The 20161-nt window shown below is 49.3% G+C and carries 17 protein-coding genes; 6 read left to right on the top strand and 11 right to left on the bottom strand.

Annotation, left to right across the window (positions count from 1 at the left end):
• Positions 1-25 precede the first annotated feature (25 nt).
• Positions 26-1414, bottom strand: coding sequence for a dihydrolipoyl dehydrogenase (gene lpdA / locus B5X72_RS10365; protein ID WP_079716804.1), 1389 nt, complete (start codon positions 1412-1414; stop codon positions 26-28).
• A gap of 183 nt (positions 1415-1597) precedes the next feature.
• On the opposite strand from lpdA (B5X72_RS10365), the gene B5X72_RS10360 reads away from it, so the two are divergent.
• On the top strand, positions 1598-1903 hold the full coding sequence (locus B5X72_RS10360; RefSeq protein WP_079716803.1) for a DUF3817 domain-containing protein: 306 nt from the start codon (positions 1598-1600) through the stop codon (positions 1901-1903).
• Positions 1904-1906: 3 nt separating this feature from the next.
• On the opposite strand, the gene B5X72_RS10355 is transcribed toward B5X72_RS10360, so the two are convergent.
• From B5X72_RS10355 to B5X72_RS10320, 8 genes are all read right to left on the bottom strand, one after another.
• Entirely contained in the window at positions 1907-2296 is a 390-nt protein-coding gene (locus B5X72_RS10355; protein ID WP_079716802.1) for an acyl-CoA thioesterase, read from the bottom strand.
• 115 nt (positions 2297-2411) lie between these two features.
• A complete protein-coding gene (gene lpdA / locus B5X72_RS10350) occupies positions 2412-3818 on the bottom strand; it encodes a dihydrolipoyl dehydrogenase (protein WP_079716801.1) in 1407 nt (468 codons plus the stop codon).
• A 123-nt stretch (positions 3819-3941) separates the two neighbouring features.
• Entirely contained in the window at positions 3942-4475 is a 534-nt protein-coding gene (locus B5X72_RS10345) for a plastocyanin/azurin family copper-binding protein (protein WP_079716969.1), read from the bottom strand.
• A 131-nt stretch (positions 4476-4606) separates the two neighbouring features.
• The gene (locus tag B5X72_RS10340) at positions 4607-6220 is read right to left on the bottom strand and encodes a response regulator (RefSeq protein ID WP_079716800.1); all 1614 of its coding nucleotides are present in this window, start codon (positions 6218-6220) and stop codon (positions 4607-4609) included.
• A complete protein-coding gene (locus B5X72_RS10335) occupies positions 6208-6840 on the bottom strand; it encodes a chemotaxis protein CheB (protein ID WP_139378634.1) in 633 nt (210 codons plus the stop codon). Before B5X72_RS10335 ends, B5X72_RS10340 begins: the two co-directional genes overlap by 13 nt.
• Positions 6833-7645 (bottom strand): CheR family methyltransferase, encoded by an 813-nt coding sequence (locus tag B5X72_RS10330; protein WP_079716798.1) that lies wholly within the window; start codon positions 7643-7645, stop codon positions 6833-6835. Before B5X72_RS10330 ends, B5X72_RS10335 begins: the two co-directional genes overlap by 8 nt.
• 13 nt (positions 7646-7658) lie before the next feature.
• On the bottom strand, positions 7659-10742 hold the full coding sequence (locus B5X72_RS10325; protein ID WP_079716797.1) for a response regulator: 3084 nt from the start codon (positions 10740-10742) through the stop codon (positions 7659-7661).
• An 85-nt stretch (positions 10743-10827) separates the two neighbouring features.
• Positions 10828-11994: a hypothetical protein gene (locus B5X72_RS10320; RefSeq protein ID WP_079716796.1), complete on the bottom strand. Its 1167-nt coding sequence runs from the start codon at positions 11992-11994 to the stop codon at positions 10828-10830.
• 160 nt (positions 11995-12154) lie between these two features.
• On the opposite strand from B5X72_RS10320, the gene B5X72_RS10315 reads away from it, so the two are divergent.
• From B5X72_RS10315 to B5X72_RS10295, 5 genes are all read left to right on the top strand, one after another.
• Positions 12155-12874: a head GIN domain-containing protein gene (locus tag B5X72_RS10315; protein WP_176146161.1), complete on the top strand. Its 720-nt coding sequence runs from the start codon at positions 12155-12157 to the stop codon at positions 12872-12874.
• A 120-nt stretch (positions 12875-12994) separates the two neighbouring features.
• Positions 12995-13984 carry a flotillin-like protein FloA gene (gene floA / locus B5X72_RS10310; RefSeq protein WP_079716794.1) on the top strand — a complete coding sequence of 330 codons (990 nt, stop codon included), beginning with the start codon at positions 12995-12997 and terminating at the stop codon, positions 13982-13984.
• Positions 13985-14518: 534 nt separating this feature from the next.
• Complete coding sequence (locus B5X72_RS10305) at positions 14519-15016, top strand: KdsC family phosphatase (RefSeq protein WP_079716793.1); 498 nt, start codon at positions 14519-14521, stop codon at positions 15014-15016.
• 4 nt (positions 15017-15020) lie between these two features.
• On the top strand, positions 15021-15590 hold the full coding sequence (locus B5X72_RS10300; RefSeq protein ID WP_079716792.1) for a Maf family protein: 570 nt from the start codon (positions 15021-15023) through the stop codon (positions 15588-15590).
• Between the two features lie 84 nt (positions 15591-15674).
• On the top strand, positions 15675-16517 hold the full coding sequence (locus tag B5X72_RS10295; protein WP_079716791.1) for a VOC family protein: 843 nt from the start codon (positions 15675-15677) through the stop codon (positions 16515-16517).
• Between the two features lie 71 nt (positions 16518-16588).
• Here B5X72_RS10295 and B5X72_RS10290 read toward each other — a convergent pair whose 3' ends face one another.
• Both B5X72_RS10290 and B5X72_RS10285 read right to left on the bottom strand, forming a co-directional pair.
• On the bottom strand, positions 16589-19456 hold the full coding sequence (locus B5X72_RS10290; RefSeq protein ID WP_079716790.1) for a TonB-dependent receptor: 2868 nt from the start codon (positions 19454-19456) through the stop codon (positions 16589-16591).
• A 124-nt stretch (positions 19457-19580) separates the two neighbouring features.
• The gene (locus tag B5X72_RS10285) at positions 19581-20039 is read right to left on the bottom strand and encodes an HYC_CC_PP family protein (protein WP_079716789.1); all 459 of its coding nucleotides are present in this window, start codon (positions 20037-20039) and stop codon (positions 19581-19583) included.
• Positions 20040-20161: the final 122 nt, after the last annotated feature.

Raw genomic sequence — 20161 nt, 5'->3', positions numbered from 1 at the left:
CCAACGCCGGGCTCCGGACTTCCGGTTATAAATGGATCACTTCGCCGTAAGCATCTGCCGCGGCTTCCATGATAGCTTCACTCATGGTGGGATGCGGATGTACAGCTTTGATAATTTCGTGCCCGGTGGTCTCCAGTTTGCGAGCTACCACCACTTCGGCGATCATCTCGGTAACGTTGGCACCAATCATGTGGGCTCCCAGAAATTCACCATATTTGGCATCGAAGATGACCTTGACAAAACCATCCTTCGCACCCGCAGCACTGGCCTTCCCAGACGCGGAGAACGGGAATTTGCCTACTTTTATTTCATAACCTGCTTCTTTCGCCGCCTTCTCCGTGTAGCCTACCGATGCAATTTCAGGTGAGCAGTAGGTGCAGCCGGGGATGTTGTTATAGTTAATGGGTGAAACATCCAGTCCTTTTATCTTTTCGACACATGTGATGCCTTCTGCTGACGCCACATGGGCTAACGCCTGGCCTTTGACAATATCGCCTATGGCGTATACGCCGTCGATGTTGGTTTTATAGAAATCGTCTACCACAACACGGCCCTTATCCGTTTTAACGCCCACTTCTTCCAAGCCTATATTTTCGATATTTGGCGTAATACCTACCGCGGATAACACGACTTCCGCCTCGATGGTTTCGGTCCCCTTTGCGGTTTTGATCTGTACCTTGCTCAGTTCATTTGATGTGTCCACAGCTTGTACTTCCGCACTGGTAAGTATCGTTATCCCTGCCTTTTTCAGGCTGCGCTCCAGCTGCTTGGATATCTCTTCGTCTTCCACGGGTACGATGCGATCAAGGAACTCCACAATGGTTACCTTGGTGCCGATGGCGTTGTAAAAATAAGCAAACTCGACACCGATAGCGCCGGACCCGACTACGACCAACGATTTAGGCTGTTTTTCGAGACTCATGGCTTGGCGGTACCCGATGATTCGTTTGCCGTCTTGCTTCAGGGCGGGCAACTCGCGCGAGCGTGCACCTGTAGCCAATATGGTATGCTTAGCGCTATACTCCTTTGTGGCTCCCTCTGCATCCTTCACTTCTACCTTGCCGCCTTTTTTAATTTTGGCTGTACCCATGATCACGTCAATCTTGTTCTTTTTCATCAGAAACTGAATGCCCTTGCTCATGCCATCGGCGACACCCCGGCTACGTTTAATGATAGCGCCGAAATCTGCCTCACCGCCGTTTACCTTAATACCGTAGTCCTCAGCGTGGTTTAGGTATTCAAATACCTGGGCACTTTTGAGTAGTGCTTTGGTGGGAATACATCCCCAATTAAGGCAGATACCACCCAGGGATTCCCGTTCCACAATAGCGGTTTTAAAGCCGAGCTGGGAAGCCCTGATGGCGGCTACATACCCACCTGGCCCGCTCCCGATTACAATGATGTCGTAGTTCATATAGTTAATTGTTTCTTGAGATTGATTCACTTTGTGTTGTCCAATCAAAATACGGTGGCTACAAACTTACGTATTTTTTTGATAAGCTGTAGGGGAGGCCGACCGTCACATTTCCGTCAAACCCCGCCGGTCAATTATCGGTGCCGGAGATAATTGGCTAACTTGCCGGGCAAATCATTAATCATGAGCAATCATCTTAAGCAACTTTTAAACTGGTTCCGCAACGTCGCTGTTGTCGAAGGAATATCCATGGTCGTGTTAGTCACATTCTCCATTCTGAAACGAACCACAGACTACGAATGGGCCACGTTAGGCGTCAAATACGTGGGCTGGGCACACGGTATCCTGTTTATAGCATATTGCTATCTACTGTGGATGTGCACAGATCGGTATAAGTGGAAGTTCAGCCGCGTTGTCTTGTTTTTCATCGCTTCGTTGATTCCGTTTGCACCGTTTTTCGTAGAGCGGAAAGTGAAGCAGGAGGCCTAAACGTCAAGGCCGATTTCCTGCATAAGCATAGGTGATTTCCGTCTTGCCATGGGGCGTTGGATTGCCATCGCGGTCCAGGTTCACAAATACGAGCTTATCGATGGTCAGGATGCTTTTGCGGGTGATTTTATTGCGTACTTGGCAAGTGAGCGTAATCGACGTACGGCCGAAATGCGTCGCCGTGATGCCCAGTTCGATGATATCGCCTTGCTTGGCCGAACTCACAAAGTTTATTTCAGAGATAAACTTGGTCACGACATGCGGATTGCCCAATTGTACAATCGCATAAATCACTGCTTCTTCATCGATCCATCGGAGCAGTGTGCCTCCGAATAATGTCCCATTTGGGTTGAGGTCTTCGGGCTTGACCCATTTGCGCGTGTGGAAATTCATATGCGTATTATCAGTAAATTAACGACTCAATTGTTCACTGCATAACACGGTTTATAGAAAGGCTGCCGTTTAATGCCGCTGTACGTCTTCTACGGCGGCATTAAACGGCTTTTTTTTACATGTGTATGGGCCTATTGGCGGTAGCGGCAAGGGAAGCTTCCTTAAATGCTTCGGTAAAAGTGGGATGCGCATGGCAGATCCGGCCGATGTCTTCGGCCGATGCGCGGTATTCCATTGCTACGGCTGCCTCTGCAATCATGTCTGCGGCACGCGGTCCTATCATGTGTACACCGAGCACTTCATCGGTCGATGCGTCAGCCAGCACTTTGACAAATCCATCCGTATCGCCGCTGGCCTTTGCGCGCCCACTGGCTTTGAATGGGAAGGAGCCGGTCTTGTACGCATGGCCCGCAGCCTTGAGCTGTTCTTCGGTTTTTCCTACACTGGCTACTTCAGGCCAAGTATAGACGACCCCCGGAATAAGGTTATAGTCGATGTGGGGTTTCTGGCCCGCGATGTGTTCGGCTACGAAAACACCTTCATCTTCGGCCTTATGGGCAAGCATGGCTCCCTTGATAACATCGCCAATGGCATATACGCCCTGCACGGAAGTCTCCAAGTGTTCGTTTACGGGGACTTTTTTTCCACGTTCCTCCAGTGTGATGCCGATATTTTCCAAGCCTAATCCTTCGGTGTAGGCTGTGCGGCCCACCGCTACAATACAGTAGTCGCCTTCCCATTTCACGGCTTCTCCTTTCGGGCTCTCCGCGGTGACGGTTACCTTTTTGCCTTTGGCGGTAGCGCCTGTAACTTTGTGACCCAGAAAGAACTCCATGCCAAGCGATTTCTTCAAGACGCGTTGTAATTCTTTGCCCAGGCCCCCGTCCATGGTTGGGATGATGGATTTTTCGTATTCTACCACGGATACCTTGGCCCCCAGGCGGGCGTAGACCGAGCCAAGTTCCAGCCCGATGACTCCGCCGCCAATGACGATGAGGTGATTAGGTACTTCGGTAAGCGTCAGCGCTTCGGTAGAGGTAATGATCCGTTTTTTGTCTACCGGAAGGAAGGGCAGTGCCGTGGGTTTTGACCCCGTGGCTATGATTACGTTCTTCGCCGTAATCTGCTCGGTTGCGCCGTCGCTCTTCGTCACCTTAACGGTGTTTTTATCGACAAAGGAACCCACCCCGGTGAAGCTGTCGATTTTATTCTTCTTGAACAGAAATTCGATGCCCGCTACGTTTTGGGCAATGACATCGCTCTTCCGAGCCATCATTTGCTTCATGTCTACCTGAAGGTTGCTCAAGTTGATGCCATGGGCACCGAAGTGCTTGGCGGCATTGTGATAATGTTCGGACGAGTCCAATAACGCCTTTGACGGGATACATCCTACGTTAAGGCAGGTGCCACCAAAGGTGTTGTATTTTTCGATAACAGCTGTTTTTAAGCCCAATTGTGCGCAACGGATAGCAGCCACATACCCACCGGGCCCGCTACCGATTACTATGACGTCGTATTGCATGTGATGAAAATTATTCGATTCGATGATTCAAAGGTAAGCATAATTACGCTGAGGCAGAAAGTGTATAGCAAAAAAGACAGCCTGCCGACTGTCTTTTTTGTTATTCCATGGGATCGCCAAGCCTTATTCAGCGACAATTTTTCCCTGCATAACACCATAGTGGCCAGGGAAGCTACATAGAAATGGATATACACCTTTGCTATCCAACGTAAATTCAATGACATCCGTTTCCCCAGGGCCCAACAGTTTGGTATGGGCTACGATGGACGATGCGAAAGTCACCGGAATGTATTCGGTGTCTGGAGCCTTGATGGCTTCGCCACCAAACGCAGGTAAGTCAGTGCCCGGTTGAAGAACGACCACATTATGTCCCATTGATTCCTTCGGCATTTCGCCGACATTGTGAAATGTCAGTTTTACCGGCTGGCCGGCTTTTACCCTAAACAGGGTCTTGTCATATTTCATCAGGTCGTTCCCTTCCAAAGCTATCTCGTTGCTTACCGTTACCGTGTCTAAGCCGGGGATGTCCACCGCGGGGGCCGACTGCTCAGCTGCCGCTTCCGTCGTGTCGGTTGACTCTTCCTTTGTTTGGCTACCACCACATGCCGCGATAAAAAACGAACCTGCTACTACTGGAATTAAAAATAACTGTTTCATTGCTTTTTTATAATCTTTCAGGGTTATCAATATATGTTAACAATACAAACCGTGCTGTTGTTTGCGCCCCAAAGGTAGTTGAATTTGGAGAGGTAGAAAAGTGCATTTATCACGTAATTGTAATTTTAATGTTACTGTTGGGGCGCTGTTTTCGCTTGTGTCAATGTTTTAATGATTTGGTATAAAGATACCGGATCAAACGGTTTACCCACGACGGCGTCAGCCCCAGCGGCATATGCGGCTTGCTGCTCCCGTTGCAGTACCGATGCTGATATGGAAATAATGGGAATGTGGCGGATGTGTTCCCTGTGGTCGTTTCTGATGGTTCGGATAGCGTCAAAGCCACTCATTACAGGCATGTGTGCGTCCATGAGGATGAGGCTGTACGGCGTTTCCTCCACCTTGTCCAACGCTTCTTTTCCGTTTTTTACTGTATCTACGGAGATCCCCCATGTATTCAGCATGTGTTTGACCATGAAGCTGTTCAGCTCATTGTCTTCGGCCAGGAGGATATGCAAGTCGCTGAATGGCGGCATGTCGGTGTATTGTTTCTTGTCCGATTTCGGTGCTGCTTCGGAGGCTTCTTCATCAAACCAGCATTCGAATACAAATTCACTGCCCTTATCCACCTCGCTGTAGGCATGGATTTGTCCTTGGTGCAGATTTACCAGCCGTTTTACAATGGCGAGTCCCAATCCCGTGCCGCCAAATCGTTTGGTGATTCCTTCTTCGCCCTGTTCAAACGATTGGAAAATCTTGTCTATAGCGTTGCTGTTGATGCCAATGCCCGTATCTTTCACCGAAAACTGAATGTGAACCCGGTGTTTGGCCCGGCTAAGCAACTTGGTTTCCAATGTGACGCTCCCTCGCTCGGTAAATTTGATGCCATTTGAAATCAGGTTACTCAATATTTGAGTCAGCCGCAGGGAATCCGCGAGGATAAACTTCGGTAGGTTTTCATCGGTAATGACATGAAATGCGATGCCTTTCTGTTCTGCTTTGTAGGCAAAAAGATTGGAGAGCTCCTTGATAATATTGGGAAGTGAAGTTTTGGCAAAGTCGATCCGCATCTTACCCGAGTCAATTTTCGAGAGATCGAGGATGTCATTGATGATGAGAAGCAATTGCTGCGAAGCGTTTTCCAGGTAGTCGAGCCATTCGGATTGTTCTTCATTGAGCGGCGAGTTCCGGAGCATGGTGGTGATTCCCATAATGCCATTGATAGGGGTCCGGATTTCATGACTCATATTCGCTAAGAAGTTTTCTTTCGATTTACGGGCCAGGTCCGCCTCCTTTTTGGCTTTGACCAGTTCCAGGTGCGATCGCTCCAACTCTTCGTTCTTCCGCTTCAGTTCCCGTTGGATATACACCTGTTGCATAAACGACTTGACCTTCGCCGTTGTGATATCCGGATTTAAGGGTTTATATAGGTAATCCACTGCACCGCTGTACAGGCCCTTCAATAGGGACTTGTCTTCTTTGGATATGGCTGTAACCATGATGACCATGATTTGCCAAGTCTTGGGGTTGCTTTGCAAAAGCGAAACGAATTCAAAGCCATTGATCTCCGGCATTTGCACATCAACCAGGGCAATGGCAACCTCCTGGTTCCAGCAATAGCGCAACGCTTCGTTGGGCGAAGTGCTGCCCCAGATCTCCAAGTCGTCTATATCAGCGAGCAGTGCCTTTAAACTCAATACATTCTCTTCTTTGTCATCGACGATGACCAGCTTCAATTTCTCCATGATTGATCGCTCTTCAATATATGGTTGTTTAATTCTTGACCGAACGCGATAAGCTCCTCATCGCTCAGAAGGAGTTCTGCCGCCCCAAGTGCAATTGCCGCCTCGGGCATCGTTTTGATTTCCGCATATTCAGGGCGCTGTACAACGCATAAACCACCAGCTTGTTGGATGGATTGCATACCCTTTGCACCATCTTGGTTGGCTCCGGACAACAGTACCGCCGTCGTCGAGGCACCATATACATCGGCAACACTCTGCATCGTTACGTCAATCGACGGTCTGCAGAAATTCACCGGTTCCGAGACGTCAAGGGACAGGCTCCGGTCAGGCTCTATTAATAAGTGGTAGCCGGCTGGAGCAAAGTACGCCGTAGCGGGCTTGATGCGTTCCTTTTCCTCCGCGACCTTAACCATAATGCGGCACTTGGACCTGATGCTTTCCTCGATATTCGTTTCATACTTGGGATTCCGGTGGATAATGACCAGTACGCCAATAGACAAATTTTCCGGAAACACCTTGAGCATTTCAAACATAACCTTAAATCCGCCCGCAGAACAAGCTAATATGAGCACTTCAGTCCCTTGAAGTTTGCGGGCGATATGTGGTGTTAATTTAAGCAATTTTTTGATATATGTTTTGCTTTTTGTTAATTAACCGGAATTTGTGCTTTAACGATTCGGACCGAAGGCTTTCTTTCGATCCCAGGCAAAGAAAACCAAATAACGCGAGACTTTCGTACAACAAATTGAGTACACGCTGTTGTAATGTTAAATCGAAATAAATCAAGACGTTACGGCAAGTAACGAGCTGGAATTCATTGAATACGCCGTCTGACACGAGGTTGTGGATGGAAAACAGCATGTTTTTCCGCAAATCATGATGGATGATAGCAGCATCGTACCGGACGGCATAATATTCGGAAAGCGATTCGCCGGATGCCGTTTGGAGGTAGTTGTCAGAATATGTTTTCATCTTTCTCAGATCAATGGTGCCTTGTTTGGCGCGCTCCAGCATCTTAGCGTTGATATCGGTGCCATATATGAAAGACCGATCGTATAGTCCTTGCTTTTTTAGCATGATGGCTAAGGAGTAAGCTTCCTCACCGCTTGAACATCCGGCACTCCAAATCTTGATATGAGGGAAGGTCGCGAGGTACGGAAAAACTTCTTCGCGCAATGTGCCGTAGAAAGCGGGATCGCGGAACATCTCCGTGACGTTAACGGTCACTTCTGTTAGAAACCGATTGAAAAATCCCGAAGTATTCACCAAATTATCTTTGAGGCTGCTGAAATCAAGGCGGTAAAGTTCCATGATGCGTGTAATCCGTCTTTTGAGTGACGCTCGGGTATAGCCACGTAAATCAAAGCCGTGAACATTATTGACCAGCTCGATAAGCTCTTCCAGGTTTTCGAACGATATACCCATTTTTATTTTGATGTTAGCTTAACCACACACGCATCAAGGACAACAGTCTGTTGGCATCTACAGGTTTGGTAATGTAATCATTTGCACCGGCATCCAATGCGCGCTGTCGATCGCCAGGCATAGCTTTGGCAGTCATGGCAATGATAGGCAGCTTGGCGAATTTCTTAAACGATCTGATTTTTGTGATGGCTTCAAAACCGTCCATTTCGGGCATCATGATATCCATCAAGATCAGGTCAATATGAGACTGTTTCTGGATAGCCTGCAGCACTTCGAGTCCGTTGTTGGCGGTCTCTATCTCCAAGCCGCACGATGAAAACACGGTGCTCAGTGCAAAAATGTTACGCATATCGTCGTCGGCAAGGAGAATACGCTTGCCTTGTAATATTTTATCTACTTGTGGGGTACGTTGCGCAGGTGAGCCTTGTCCATTAGACGGTTTGTTATGCGCCGGGTTATTTTTGACGTTGTTGATAAATAAATCGATCTCATCCAGGATGCGATGGCCCGATTGATCAGACTTCATGACCAGGGTTTTGGTATGGCGCATTATCCGCCCGGTCATTTCGGCATTGAGTTCCATTGCCGTATTGATGACGACGGGCGTCTGTGCATGTTTTGCGGTATGTCTGATATCGTCCAACACCTCAATGCCCGACCTGTCAGGCAAATTGATGTCAAGAATGATGCAATCGTAGTGGATGTCCGATTGGAGCAGCTCAAGCGCATCCGCACCTGTAAATGCCTGCTCCACTTCCACACCTTTTGCGGTGAGGGTTGATTTGAGGCTGTCGCTTTGGACAATCTGATCCTCCACAATCAATACCTTTTTCACAGGTGGCATGAGGGTTTTATCCAATAAGGCGAAGAGTGCTTCAAGTGATCGTTTGTCAGCTGGCTTCGTGAGGAATCCGACGGTCTCATCCTCGATTTTCCGTTTGCTGGACTTATCGGCAGACATCAGGTGCACAGGGATATCCTTGGTGTCTGGATTGTCCTTAAGCTTTCTGAGTACTGTCCATCCATCCATGACGGGCAATAAGATGTCTAAAATAATGGCATCCGGCACGTGATCGAAGGCCATCTGCAATCCAATAGGGCCTTCGTTGGCTACCAACGGTTCAAACCCATGTTCGCGTGCGCAAAGCGCCAGCAAATCGGCGAAATGCTGATCATCTTCAACGATCAGCAGACGCCGTGGCTTAGCGATAGCTGACGATGCAGAAGGTTCCGGCTTCTTGCCATATTTTGCATCATTGGGTGGCAAAGGGAATACACCCTGTTCTTCTTTCGCCGACGTAAGGAGGGCGCTTCCGGTATAACGCAATGGTATGAACAGGGTAAATGTGCTGCCTCGCTGTTCGATACTGCTTACGTGAAGTTCGCCGCCAAGCATGGTGGCCAGCTCCCGGCAGATGGATAGTCCCAACCCGGTACCGCCGAATTTTCGGCTGATGGAACCGTCGGCTTGTTTAAAGGCCTCAAAAATCAGCTGCTGCTTATCTTCCGCGATTCCTATACCATTGTCTATCACGGATATCGCCAGGGCGTCATTTGCACGGATACCGCGGAGCATGCCTGTTTTCCATGCCGGCGATTGGCTTGCTAAGGCAAATGAAAGCGTTACCTGCCCGCCCTCCGGCGTGAATTTAAACGCATTGGACAATAAGTTCTTGAGTATTTGTTTAAGGCGCTGCTCATCGGTGGTTATAAAGGGGGGCAGCCCGTCGTTGATCGTAATGAAGAAGTCGATGGTTTTACTATCGGCGATACTTCCAAACAGATCGAGCAAATCCTGTGCAATGCTCGAACATTCGATGCGTTCAATGATCAGCTCGACACTGCCCGACTCGATTTTCGCCAAATCCAGGATGTTGTTGATCAGTTGAAGCAAATCGGTACCTGCTCGGTGGATTACCGTTGCGTACCTTACTTGTTCAGGCAAGAGGTTGCCGGATTTATTGTCTTCCAGCAATTTGGCCAGTATGAGGATGCTGTTGAGCGGGGTACGCAATTCGTGGCTCATATTCGCCATAAACTCCGTTTTATACTGGCCCGACTGCTCAAGCTCTTTGGCTTTCATCGCAATGGACTGCCGGGCCTGTTCGATCGAAAAATTACGTTCCTCCAATAGCCGGGCCTTTTCTTCCAACTCGGTATTGGCGTGCTTGAGTTCTTCCTGTTGTACCCTTAATTCTTCTTCGGACGCCTCCAGCAAATACGTCTTGTGCGTCAGCTCTTCATTGGTGGTGCGGAGTATTTCCCGTTGGGCTGCCAACTCCTCGGCTTGTTGCCGGGTTTCCTCAACGAGGTGGGTAAGCGCAGCATGCGTGCGTGATACTTTAAGCGCCACAGCTAAATCGACCCCTGCGCGGATTAGAAAATGCTCGACGGCTGACTCAATTTTGTGGAAGAAACCTATTTCCATGACGCCAATAACCTCGTCTTCATACACAAAAGGCTGGATAACGATATGTTTGGGCTTTGTCTCGCCAAGTGCGGAGGTGACCGTTAAATAGCCATCCGGGATATCGGTAAGGACGACCTGTTTTTTGGAGGCAATACTTTCCCCCATTAACCCCTGGCTTTTTGTGATTTTCGGCCGTATATGTTCGGTTGGCACCGCATAAGAGCCGCCATGCAGGTATTCGTTGTCATCGGCTTCACTTTTCAGGTAGATGACACCTACCTTTGCGTCGAGGTATTGGCAAATGGTCTGGATGGCGTTTACAGCGATTACCCGTTCGCTTAGTCCACCGCGTGTGTTGTCATCCAGCGTCGCTAAACCATTCAAGGCCCAATTATCCACTTCTTTTTCCTTCGAAAGCTTATTTAGATCGGCGTTTGATTTGCGGATAAGGCGTTCTGTTTTTTTGTAATGTTCAAACGTCTTGGTCACATACACCAGCAGCCACAGGATCACTATAAACACCAAAACAGCGGTAACCAGGAACGTGGTTTTGATATGGTCGAGTATCGTATGCGCTGCATCCAGTTTCGAGAATAATAGGGATACATGCAACAAACTGGCCAACAGAAGAATAACTAATACAGAAAAACCTAAATAGATATGTGTCTTGAATTTTAGCTTTTTCATGATGGACTCAATCCCCTGTTTTTGCAAAAATATAAAACGTCACTGTCGCAGGCCTTGGCTTGCCAATCATGGTGGCAAGCTGCTGTCAAAGGATAGGATGCCTTTCGAATGGTTTGCTGCGGTCAAATAGATACCGGTAAGTGTGATGGGTTTTGAATATCGTACCCCCTACATACCGTGCTACATTCATCATCTTTGGATTGAAATCGCCAATCCAGTTCATTTGCAAGTCTTCATAGCGCAATTGCGTTCGATCTCGCATGACCTTTGCCGCAGCCATTACAAGGGCGGCTTCCACGCCTTTCCGCTGGTGCTTTGGCACTACGCCAAATACAATGCCAAACATCGTTTTGCAACGCTTCCGCCAACGGTTCCAAAGGAAGAGCACCTTTCCCCACAACGCCAGCCGTCCATTCATATATTTTACAATGAGCTGATTTACATCGGGAATGTTTACCCAAAAGCCCACGGGTTGGCCATGGTAGTAGGCAAACCAGATAATCTTTGGGTCGATGATGGGTTTCATGGTTTGCATAAGTTTGCGTGCATTGTCGCTGCTCATCGGGCTTACCCCCTCGTGGCGCGCCCAGGCCTCATTATATACCGTGCGGAAGTCCTCGGCAGCTTTATCAAGCTGACCGGGATCGATGTGACGGAAGGTGTATCCCGCATCACGCAAGGCGTATGTAGCCTTTTCGCCCACCCTGCTGGAAATGTGGGCAGCGAGTTCACGGCGGTACGTAAATTGTTTGAAATAAAGCTGGAAACCGTATTGCTCGAAAAGCCGCTGATAATATGGTGGATTGTAATTGCAGCAATAACACGGCGGGTGGAAGCCGTCCACAAGCAACCCCCACCACCGTTCCCTGTTGCCGAAGTTTATAGGCCCGTCCATCGCTTGTATGCCGTTTTCCTGCAGCCAGGCCTTCGCCGTGTCAAACAAGATGTTTGCCGCCTCCTGGCTATCAATGCATTCAAAAAAGCCACAACCGCCGGTAGGGAACTCATCGCGTTCAAAGGTGTCTAAGTTGTAGAAGGCCGCAATACGCCCAATGACACGACCGGAATCGTCATGTAGAAGCCAGCGGGTACATCGGCCGCGGTCATGATAGGAGTTGGTCATTGGATTGAATACATCAAGGACATCCTGATCCAATGGCCTGATATAATTGGGGTCTCCCTCGTAAAGTGGCGGCGCCATCGTTACGAATAACCGATCTAGTTCTGCTCCGGCTACGGGTAGTATTTTCATAAATGATACGGTATAATTTTCGAAACGCGTTAAAAATAGAAGTTTAAGGCGGTTTATGCAAAATGACATGTGCCCGGGTACGCCAAAAAAAAACGAGACGGCTGCAACCTATTGGTTTTTGCGGCGTCTTATTGGGAAAGAACACAAAAAAAGGAATACCATGAAAAGAACACTATCTTCATTAGGCTGGCTGGCGTTGCTGCTGCCAATTTTTAGTATCGGGCTGGTCCACGCCGCTACGGGCTTATCCGCCCGGGATGAGACCCGCGATGTGACTGGATTCCACGCATTGGCCAGCGGTGGCAGCATCAATGTCGAAGTGCGTTTTGGCGCCAGCGAGTCCGTGAGGCTGGAGGGCGACGCGGCAGCAATCCGTGAAATTGAGACCATCGTGGAAAAAGGTACGTTAAAAATCAGGTATAAAAAGCATGCATGGAAGATGGGGCGCAACTGGGGCAGCGTGACCGCTTATGTGACGGCCAAGCGGCTTGATGGGGTTGCCCAATCTGGTTCAGGCAGTATCACGGTCATGGGTACGATATCGGGCGATGAACTGAATGCATCGGTTAGTGGTTCGGGCCGGATTGCATTTGCCGCAAATGTACAGCTATGCAATGCATCGGTTAGCGGTTCGGGGCGGATAACGGCCAGCGGAAGTGCCACGGAGAGCAACGTCTCTATAAGTGGTTCAGGGCGATTCGACGGACGTGAACTGAAAAGCCGGTCTGCGAACCTCAAGGTATCGGGCTCCGGCAATATTATGATTCATGCGGATGAACGCCTGGAAGCATCCATCAGCGGATCCGGCAACGTTCATTACAGCGGGAACGCACAGACCAACGTGCGTACATCCGGCTCGGGAAGGCTTCGTAGAATATAGTGTATCGGACTTTGTCACGGATCAACAAGCCAAAAAGTACCAGCAATCCTTGCATAACAATCAAAAAGTTGTACCTTTAGAGACTGTTATAAAAATGATAGCTTTAAACTTGTTGACCTTATGGAACCCAATTTCACCCCTATTTTGTTTGTTGTAGGAGCTGTAGTAGCGTTTTTTATCTTACTATACCTCCTTCCTGTAAATTTGTGGTTTACCGCGCAGTTGTCCGGTGTCCGTGTCAACCTGTTGAACTTGCTGTTGATGCGTCTCCGTAAGGTGCCGCCATCATTGGTCACCAATGCGATGATTACCTCCACGAAAGCAGGATTGAATATCACGTCCAATGATATCGAGACCCACTTTTTAGCCGGAGGCAATGTCAATAATGTCATCAAAGCATTGATTTCGGCAGACAAGGCGAATATTCCATTGGATTTTAAGCTGGCCACGGCCATCGATCTGGCGGGTCGAGACGTGTTTGATGCCGTGCAGCTTTCGGTAAACCCAAGGGTTATCAATACGCCGCCGGTGGCGGCTGTGGCCAAGGACGGTATTCAGCTCATCGCCAAGGCACGCGTGACTGTAAGGGCCAACATCAACCAGTTGGTGGGGGGAGCCGGAGAAGAAACGATTCTTGCCCGGGTAGGCGAGGGGATAGTGACAACCATCGGATCATCCAGAGATCATAAAGAAGTGCTGGAAAATCCCGATCGGATATCAAAGACCGTGCTTTCTAAAGGCCTTGATAGCGGTACGGCATTTGAGATTCTATCCATTGATATCGCTGATATTGATATCGGTGAAAACGTGGGGGCGAAGTTGCAGACCGATCAAGCCGAAGCAGACCTTAAAGTTGCCAATGCCCGTGCTGAGGAACGCCGGGCAATGGCTGTGGCGTCCGAACAGGAAATGCGATCCAAGGCACAGGAAGCTCGGGCAAAAGTCATCGAAGCGGAAGCCCAGGTGCCGCTTGCGATGGCTGAAGCATTCCGCAGTGGCAACCTCGGCGTAATGGACTATTACAGGATGCAGAATATTCAAGCGGATACAGATATGCGCGGCGCTATTGCGAAGCCGGGTGGTGATACAAGCAAAGGCGATAAAAAATAGCCATAAAAACAAAGCCCCGGTGATGGGCACCGGGGTTTGTTACTAACCAATTATAAACCTAAATTATGAAAAGACAATTTTAATCCTCGGATACCCGAGTTAAATTTTCTGGTGCAAAATTAACACCACTTTTTTATTTTTCAATGGTTCTTTTGTTAACAAATTGTCAAAAGAACCTTGCTGTTAGTTGGCCTGAAGCTATTTTTCAAGCGTTTCTGTAAAGGTATTTTACAAACCTCGTGCCAAATTGAAAAAATACTGCCATCCGTGTTTTGTGTGCGGAGGCACGACAAGCCTACGCAATTCACGCTGCCGGGTCAAAAAACATAGCCGGAAACATTCATTAGTCCCTCAAATCTGAGATTTGCCGTACGCCTTTGTACGCGGTTCCCAAACAACTTAACAATGGAACTACTTTCGTGCGGAACACAAAACAAGACAGCCTGTACACCGGATTGACGCAGTGTTTTTTTAATAGGAGGTCCGCTATTCAGCAGATTTTGGGTAAGTTTGGCCGGTTAGTTGACAAAAATCATGTTATTTGATAGATTTAAACAGGTAAAAGCCTTTGTCTTTGACGTAGACGGGGTGTTGTCCGATGGCAATGTGCTGGTAACCGAGCACGGTGAGCAGCTCCGGTCATTCAACATCAAGGATGGTTATGCTATGCAGCTTGCTGTCAAAAAGAAGTATCCAATCGCAGTTATCACGGGCGGAAAATCACTGGGCGTGAAAAAGCGCCTGGCCGGCCTGGGGATTACCGATGTGTTTTTGGGAGTAGATGACAAAAGTGCGGTTTTTCATGACTGGTTGTCATCCTTGGGGCTCTCCCCGGCAGATGTGTTATATATGGGTGATGATATTCCTGATTTGGCAAATATGCGGATTGCAGGACTACCCGCATGTCCTGCCGATGCCGTGGAAGAAATAAAAGCGGTGGCTGCTTACATCTCCTTCCGTAATGGTGGTACAGGTGCGGTCCGGGATGTCATGGAAAAGGTGATGAAACTTCAGGGCACGTGGGAGGGCTGACTCAATGAATATTATTCTTGCTTCGCAATCACCCCGACGGAAGGAACTGCTGTCGCTCATGGGAATTCCTTTTGAGGTGATAGTCAAATCGGTGGATGAGTCATTTCCGGCCGAGTTTGATCCGATAACCGCCGTCCGGTTTATTGCCGAAAAGAAAGCCAGGGCCTTTATTTCCGAGGTCACCGACGAGTTAGTCATTACGGCTGATACGATTGTGACCATTGACGATCTTATCCTCGGTAAACCGACCGATGACGCGCATGCTACCGACATGCTGATGCGCTTATCCGGAAGACGGCATGAAGTGATTACTGCCGTGGCATTGCTCCATCAAGGAGGCATCACGGTGTTTCATGAAGTGACTTCGGTTTATTTCCGATCGCTTAGCCACGCGGAGATAGCGTATTATATTGACCGCTATCAACCATTCGACAAGGCCGGTGCTTATGGTATACAGGAGTGGATCGGAGCCGTTGCCATCGAGCAGATCGTCGGCTCCTATACCAACGTCGTGGGCCTGCCTACAGCCCGGCTTAGCATTGAATTGAAACGATATCCCTTAAAGTTGTCATAAATACCCCCAGCAGTTGTCGCGTTCACCCAGCACCGTTTTGACGAGAAGGTTATAGCTTTGCGATTATACAAGGCGTGTGATCAAATGAAAAATACCGTATACCCGTGCCTCTGGTTTGATGGCAACGCAAGAGCGGCTGCCGATTTATACTGTTCGGCTTTTGCCAATTCAACCGTCACGGCAGACACCCCGATGGTGGTTACTTTTGAACTTGACGGCACTAAGTTCATGGGGTTAAATGGCGGTGCGCAATTCAAGCCCAACGCTGCCATCTCGTTTTATGTGACGCTTGAAAGCCGCGAAGTACTGGAACGTGCATGGCACCTGCTTATCGCTGGCGGATCGGCGTTGATGCCATTGCAAGCGTACGAATGGAGTGAACAATATGGATGGGTGCAGGATCGCTTCGGGGTCAGTTGGCAGTTGTCATTGGGCGGCAGCGACGAGGTGGGGCAACGGTTTGTGCCATTGCTGATGTTCTGTGGCAATCAGCAGGGGAAGGCCAGCGCTGCGATGGACTATTACGTCTCGGTATTCGCCGATTCAGCCATTCTGTTTATTGCAAAATACACGCCGGGGCAGGTAGCCCATGATGCGACCATCGTACATGCACGCTTCCGCGTGCTTGGTAGTCAGTTGTTTATGGCTATGGATAGCGCTGTTTTGCAGCCGTTTGACTTTAATGAAGGCGTCTCGTTGGTGATCGACTGCGAGACGCAAGAAGAGGTGGATTACTATTGGAATAAGCTGAGCGAAGGCGGCGAAGAAAGTATGTGCGGCTGGCTGAAAGACCGCTTTGGGGTATGGTGGCAGGTCGTACCCGCGGTTCTGCCAAAGCTGCTGCGCGATCCTGAACGTGCGGGGCGGGTCATGCAAGCTTACATGAAGATGAAGAAGTTTGATATCGAAGCACTGCTGAATGCTTAATGAACAAAAAGCAACGATTGAAGGAGTAAGGACATCGTTACTCCTTCAATCGTTGCTCCAAGTCCGACGTCCTACTTGACGCTAAACCTCACCCCGATGTAAAACATTCTGCCGGTGATCGGGCCCCAAAGCAACGACGAGTCAAAGAACTCACTGAAGGGCTGGTCTGCCGCCAATACCGGATTTTGCTGGAAAAAGTCGGTTAAATTTTCCCCACCGATATAAAGGTCGATAGGACGGTTTTTGCCGATGGTTTTACTGATTTGCGCATTCATCGTGGTATAGGTTTGTGAATATTCGGGCATTTGGTATGCTATCGGGTTGGCTGCCGTGGATGGAAGGCGCTTCTGGCCTGTGATATTGAGCGTATAATCGAAATGCCAGCCGCCACTGTGGGTACGGTAGCCAAGATTGAGAAACCCGCGGTGACGTGCCACCAATGGCCGTTGCATCAGCGTATTGGTATACGTGGTCTTCACATCAAAAAAGCGGTAAGCCATACGGGCTTCAAAATGTGGCAAAGGCATCAGGCGCAGTTCCGTCTGCATGCTATTGGAATAGGATTTGCCTTCCAGGTTGTAAAACACCAGCTCGCGTGGGTTTTCATAGTCAACCACCACCTGATTGGTGAAGTCGTTCCTGAAAAATTCGGCACTGAACGATGCCTCGCGCTGGAACAACCGGAATGACTGGTCGAAGCTGATGCCCGTATTCCACGCGATTTCCGGTTTGAGGCCATACGCATTTTCGCCGTGATTTGCTGTGGCGATGCGAACTATCCGTGAGCTGGCCAATGCAGCGGTATTTTCTGCGAAGATGTTGGCCGTGCGTTGTCCGCGGCCGCTGCTGATCCGAAACGTGGTGCCGGCTATGGGTTGATAGCGTATATGCGCGCGCGGCGTGGCAAACCAACCATAAAGGTTGTTGTAGTCGCCCCGCATGCCCAATACGGCATCAAATTTTTCCGATGGACTGTACGTGTACTCAAAGAAGCCGCCCGGAACCGCTTCAGTGCGTGCAAATCGCTGCCCGATGTAATGTTCGTCATATCGGTCGTACTGCATACTCAGGCCTGTGCGGTATTTGTGCACGACGGTACCGATGATGTCCTGGTAAATCAGGTTGGCATAGGCATTTCGTTGTCGGGCATCGTATGTGCGCAGGCCGAAATAGGAATGCTGATCATAAGCAGAGCCCGAGAGCTGCAGGCCAATACTGCGCTGGGTTTGCTGGGGGAAGACATAACCGATTTTGGCAAATACTTCATAACGCTCAATGTCAAACCCCAGCCCGTACCGGTTTTCGGTCAGCTTGTCCGTAGCTGGGTCAAAGTCAATTTGCCCGCCGGTGCGATCGTCGCTAAGGAACTTGAAGCCAAATTGGAGGACGAAGCCCTTGCCGTCTTCATACTTCCACCTGTTTACACCCGAAAAGAGGTTGCCCACGGGGATATCCCGAAAGCCATTATTGCTGAAATTCATGTTTTTGTTATACATGAAATTATCGTGCAGGAGCAGCCCGCCTGTCCACCGTTCATTAAACCGGTGGGATAGGTTGAGGTTGATATCAGATCGTCCCATATTATTGGTATATGCATTGAAAAATAGCCTATCGGACGTCTCCGGCTTCTTCAGCTCCACATTGATCTGCCCGGCGATGTTTTCAAAGCCATTGACCACCGATCCAATCCCTTTTCCGATTTGGATAGACTCGATCCAGGTTCCAGAAATACTGTTCAGTCCCAGCGGGATGGCCAGGCCACGGGGACCTGGAAGGTTCTCTACCGTCAGCTGGGTATAGATACCGCTCAGGCCCAGCATCTGGATTTGTTTGCTGCCGGTGACCGCGTCGCTACTCACTACATCCACAGATGCATTGGTTTCAAAGCTTTCGCTGAGGTCACAACACGCCGCTTTAAATAGTTCCTGTCCTGTCAAAACCTCCAGTCTGGTTGGACTAAGCGCTGCGATGTAGTTAGAACGCCGTCTCGCTGACACGGTTACTTCGGCCAATACATTGTCCTTGGCGGTGACTACTACCACCTCATGGGGGTCAACGATTGCCAGGGTATCCGGCTGGTGTCCGGCATACGAAATCACGAGCCGTTTCAGGTGCTCCTGGTGGTCGATTCTGAATACCCCTGATGCGTCAGTCTGAGTCTGGATGGTAGTGTCTTCTACCCAATAAACATTGGCCGATTCAATAGCGGTGAGCTCGCCACGGTTATTTTCATGCATGACGACACCCGTGATGGTGTGGTCGTCGTGGTCGTCGTGGTCCCGCCCGGTGACTTTATGCACATTGGCCTCGTCTCGATAATGGCAGCAAGCGGGTAATTTCGTGTAGGCGTCAGCATCGGCGGCACGTCCTTCGACATCATGGCCAGCAGCAAGAATGCGCGCCTTGGCGGCTTCCAAATCATACACGGAGGGGTCAAACGAAAGGGTAAGTAGTTGGGTGCGGGCTTCCCAACGTGCGTTTTTCAGGCCGTCTGCCCTGGCAGCCTTTTCGATCCGCGATTTACACATGCCGCATACGCCCGCCACTTCGAAAGATACCCTGCTCTGATCGGCTGCCGCGGCTTTGCTGTCGTGTCCTGGTTCGATGCGGGTATACAAGCAGCATTCGGGCAGCGCGTTGTATGCTTTATCGTCAGCACGTAGCCCATCAACATCGTGGCCTGCCGCGGCAATGCTTTTTTTGATATTTACGATGTCGATGAGTTTGGTATTGGCCGCCAGCCGGAGCTGTTGGCTTTCTGCATCCCATACGGCCGTTTCGGCGCCTGCATCTTTTGCGGCCTTTTCAATTCGTGATTTGCACATGCCACAGTTGCCAGCTACGGTAAATAGATGGCTGCTGCTGTCTTGGGCCTTGATCAATAATGGCGCCGGTAGCAACAGAAATAGCGTGATGTACGCTTTAATAACGAAATTCATGGTATATTAATTTGATTGCTGATTTGATTTAAAAAACTAAATCGTATGCTGTTGCGCAACCGCCGAACGGGGCGAAGCAGTTTTTAGGCTTGGCCCGCTGGCGAATGATCAACGGTCAGCAAAATCAAATGCGGTACGTGCAATGCTGGATGAATAACGGTACAGTTACATGGGGAGGGGCTTCATCAATCGTTCGGACGGAATGGTGAAATTCCGGCGGCAGGTCGTTGATATGCACTAAGGTAAAAACCAATAACTCCAGTGGATGGATTTTCAAGACATTTTTGTCTCCACCGGGGAGGTGTTCTTCGGTCGTTTTCTTTGCCTCGACCTTTACATGCTGGCAGTGCGGATGCGCTGCAGGGTCATTATCACAACTATCGTCGCCACAGCATGCAGCATCAGCCTCTTTCTTCTCGTCATGCGTTAAGCAAAGTGGGCAATCTTGGTGTTCGGGCTTTTCTTGCTCATGCTGTATTGCGAGTTTCTGGAGTTCACCGCAGCAATAATGGAGGTGTACGGTTGCTCCGGTTGCGGAGAACGCATAAATGCAGGTGAGTAATATGACGAGTACCTTTGCCACAATGCAAAGGTAAGCAAAAACCTGCCAATTTTCTAATAGTAGCCCTTCGGCTTTTTTCGGTGCAATGATTCAATTTCCAAAGTCTTTCCTACTTTGATTCGTTGTTTTGCCTTGAATCAAAA

Source organism: Parapedobacter luteus, from assembly GCF_900168055.1.
GTDB lineage: Bacteria > Bacteroidota > Bacteroidia > Sphingobacteriales > Sphingobacteriaceae > Parapedobacter > Parapedobacter luteus.
The sequence above is the reverse complement of the archived record's forward strand: the minus strand, read 5'-3'. Positions and strand labels throughout refer to the sequence as shown.

Excerpts from the sequence above, each read along its gene's own strand:
- B5X72_RS10305 (WP_079716793.1), top strand. The coding sequence starts at position 14,519 with ATGTTATTTGATAGATTTAAACAGGTAAAAGCCTTTGTCTTTGACGTA.
- lpdA (WP_079716801.1), bottom strand. The coding sequence starts at position 3,818 with ATGCAATACGACGTCATAGTAATCGGTAGCGGGCCCGGTGGGTATGTG.
- B5X72_RS10295 (WP_079716791.1), top strand. The coding sequence starts at position 15,675 with ATGAAAAATACCGTATACCCGTGCCTCTGGTTTGATGGCAACGCAAGA.
- B5X72_RS10355 (WP_079716802.1), bottom strand. The coding sequence starts at position 2,296 with ATGAATTTCCACACGCGCAAATGGGTCAAGCCCGAAGACCTCAACCCA.
- floA (WP_079716794.1), top strand. The coding sequence starts at position 12,995 with ATGGAACCCAATTTCACCCCTATTTTGTTTGTTGTAGGAGCTGTAGTA.
- B5X72_RS10360 (WP_079716803.1), top strand. The coding sequence starts at position 1,598 with ATGAGCAATCATCTTAAGCAACTTTTAAACTGGTTCCGCAACGTCGCT.
- B5X72_RS10320 (WP_079716796.1), bottom strand. The coding sequence starts at position 11,994 with ATGAAAATACTACCCGTAGCCGGAGCAGAACTAGATCGGTTATTCGTA.
- B5X72_RS10300 (WP_079716792.1), top strand. The coding sequence starts at position 15,021 with ATGAATATTATTCTTGCTTCGCAATCACCCCGACGGAAGGAACTGCTG.
- B5X72_RS10345 (WP_079716969.1), bottom strand. The coding sequence starts at position 4,475 with ATGAAACAGTTATTTTTAATTCCAGTAGTAGCAGGTTCGTTTTTTATC.
- B5X72_RS10340 (WP_079716800.1), bottom strand. The coding sequence starts at position 6,220 with ATGGAGAAATTGAAGCTGGTCATCGTCGATGACAAAGAAGAGAATGTA.
- B5X72_RS10315 (WP_176146161.1), top strand. The coding sequence starts at position 12,155 with ATGAAAAGAACACTATCTTCATTAGGCTGGCTGGCGTTGCTGCTGCCA.
- B5X72_RS10330 (WP_079716798.1), bottom strand. The coding sequence starts at position 7,645 with ATGGGTATATCGTTCGAAAACCTGGAAGAGCTTATCGAGCTGGTCAAT.
- B5X72_RS10325 (WP_079716797.1), bottom strand. The coding sequence starts at position 10,742 with ATGAAAAAGCTAAAATTCAAGACACATATCTATTTAGGTTTTTCTGTA.
- lpdA (WP_079716804.1), bottom strand. The coding sequence starts at position 1,414 with ATGAACTACGACATCATTGTAATCGGGAGCGGGCCAGGTGGGTATGTA.
- B5X72_RS10290 (WP_079716790.1), bottom strand. The coding sequence starts at position 19,456 with ATGAATTTCGTTATTAAAGCGTACATCACGCTATTTCTGTTGCTACCG.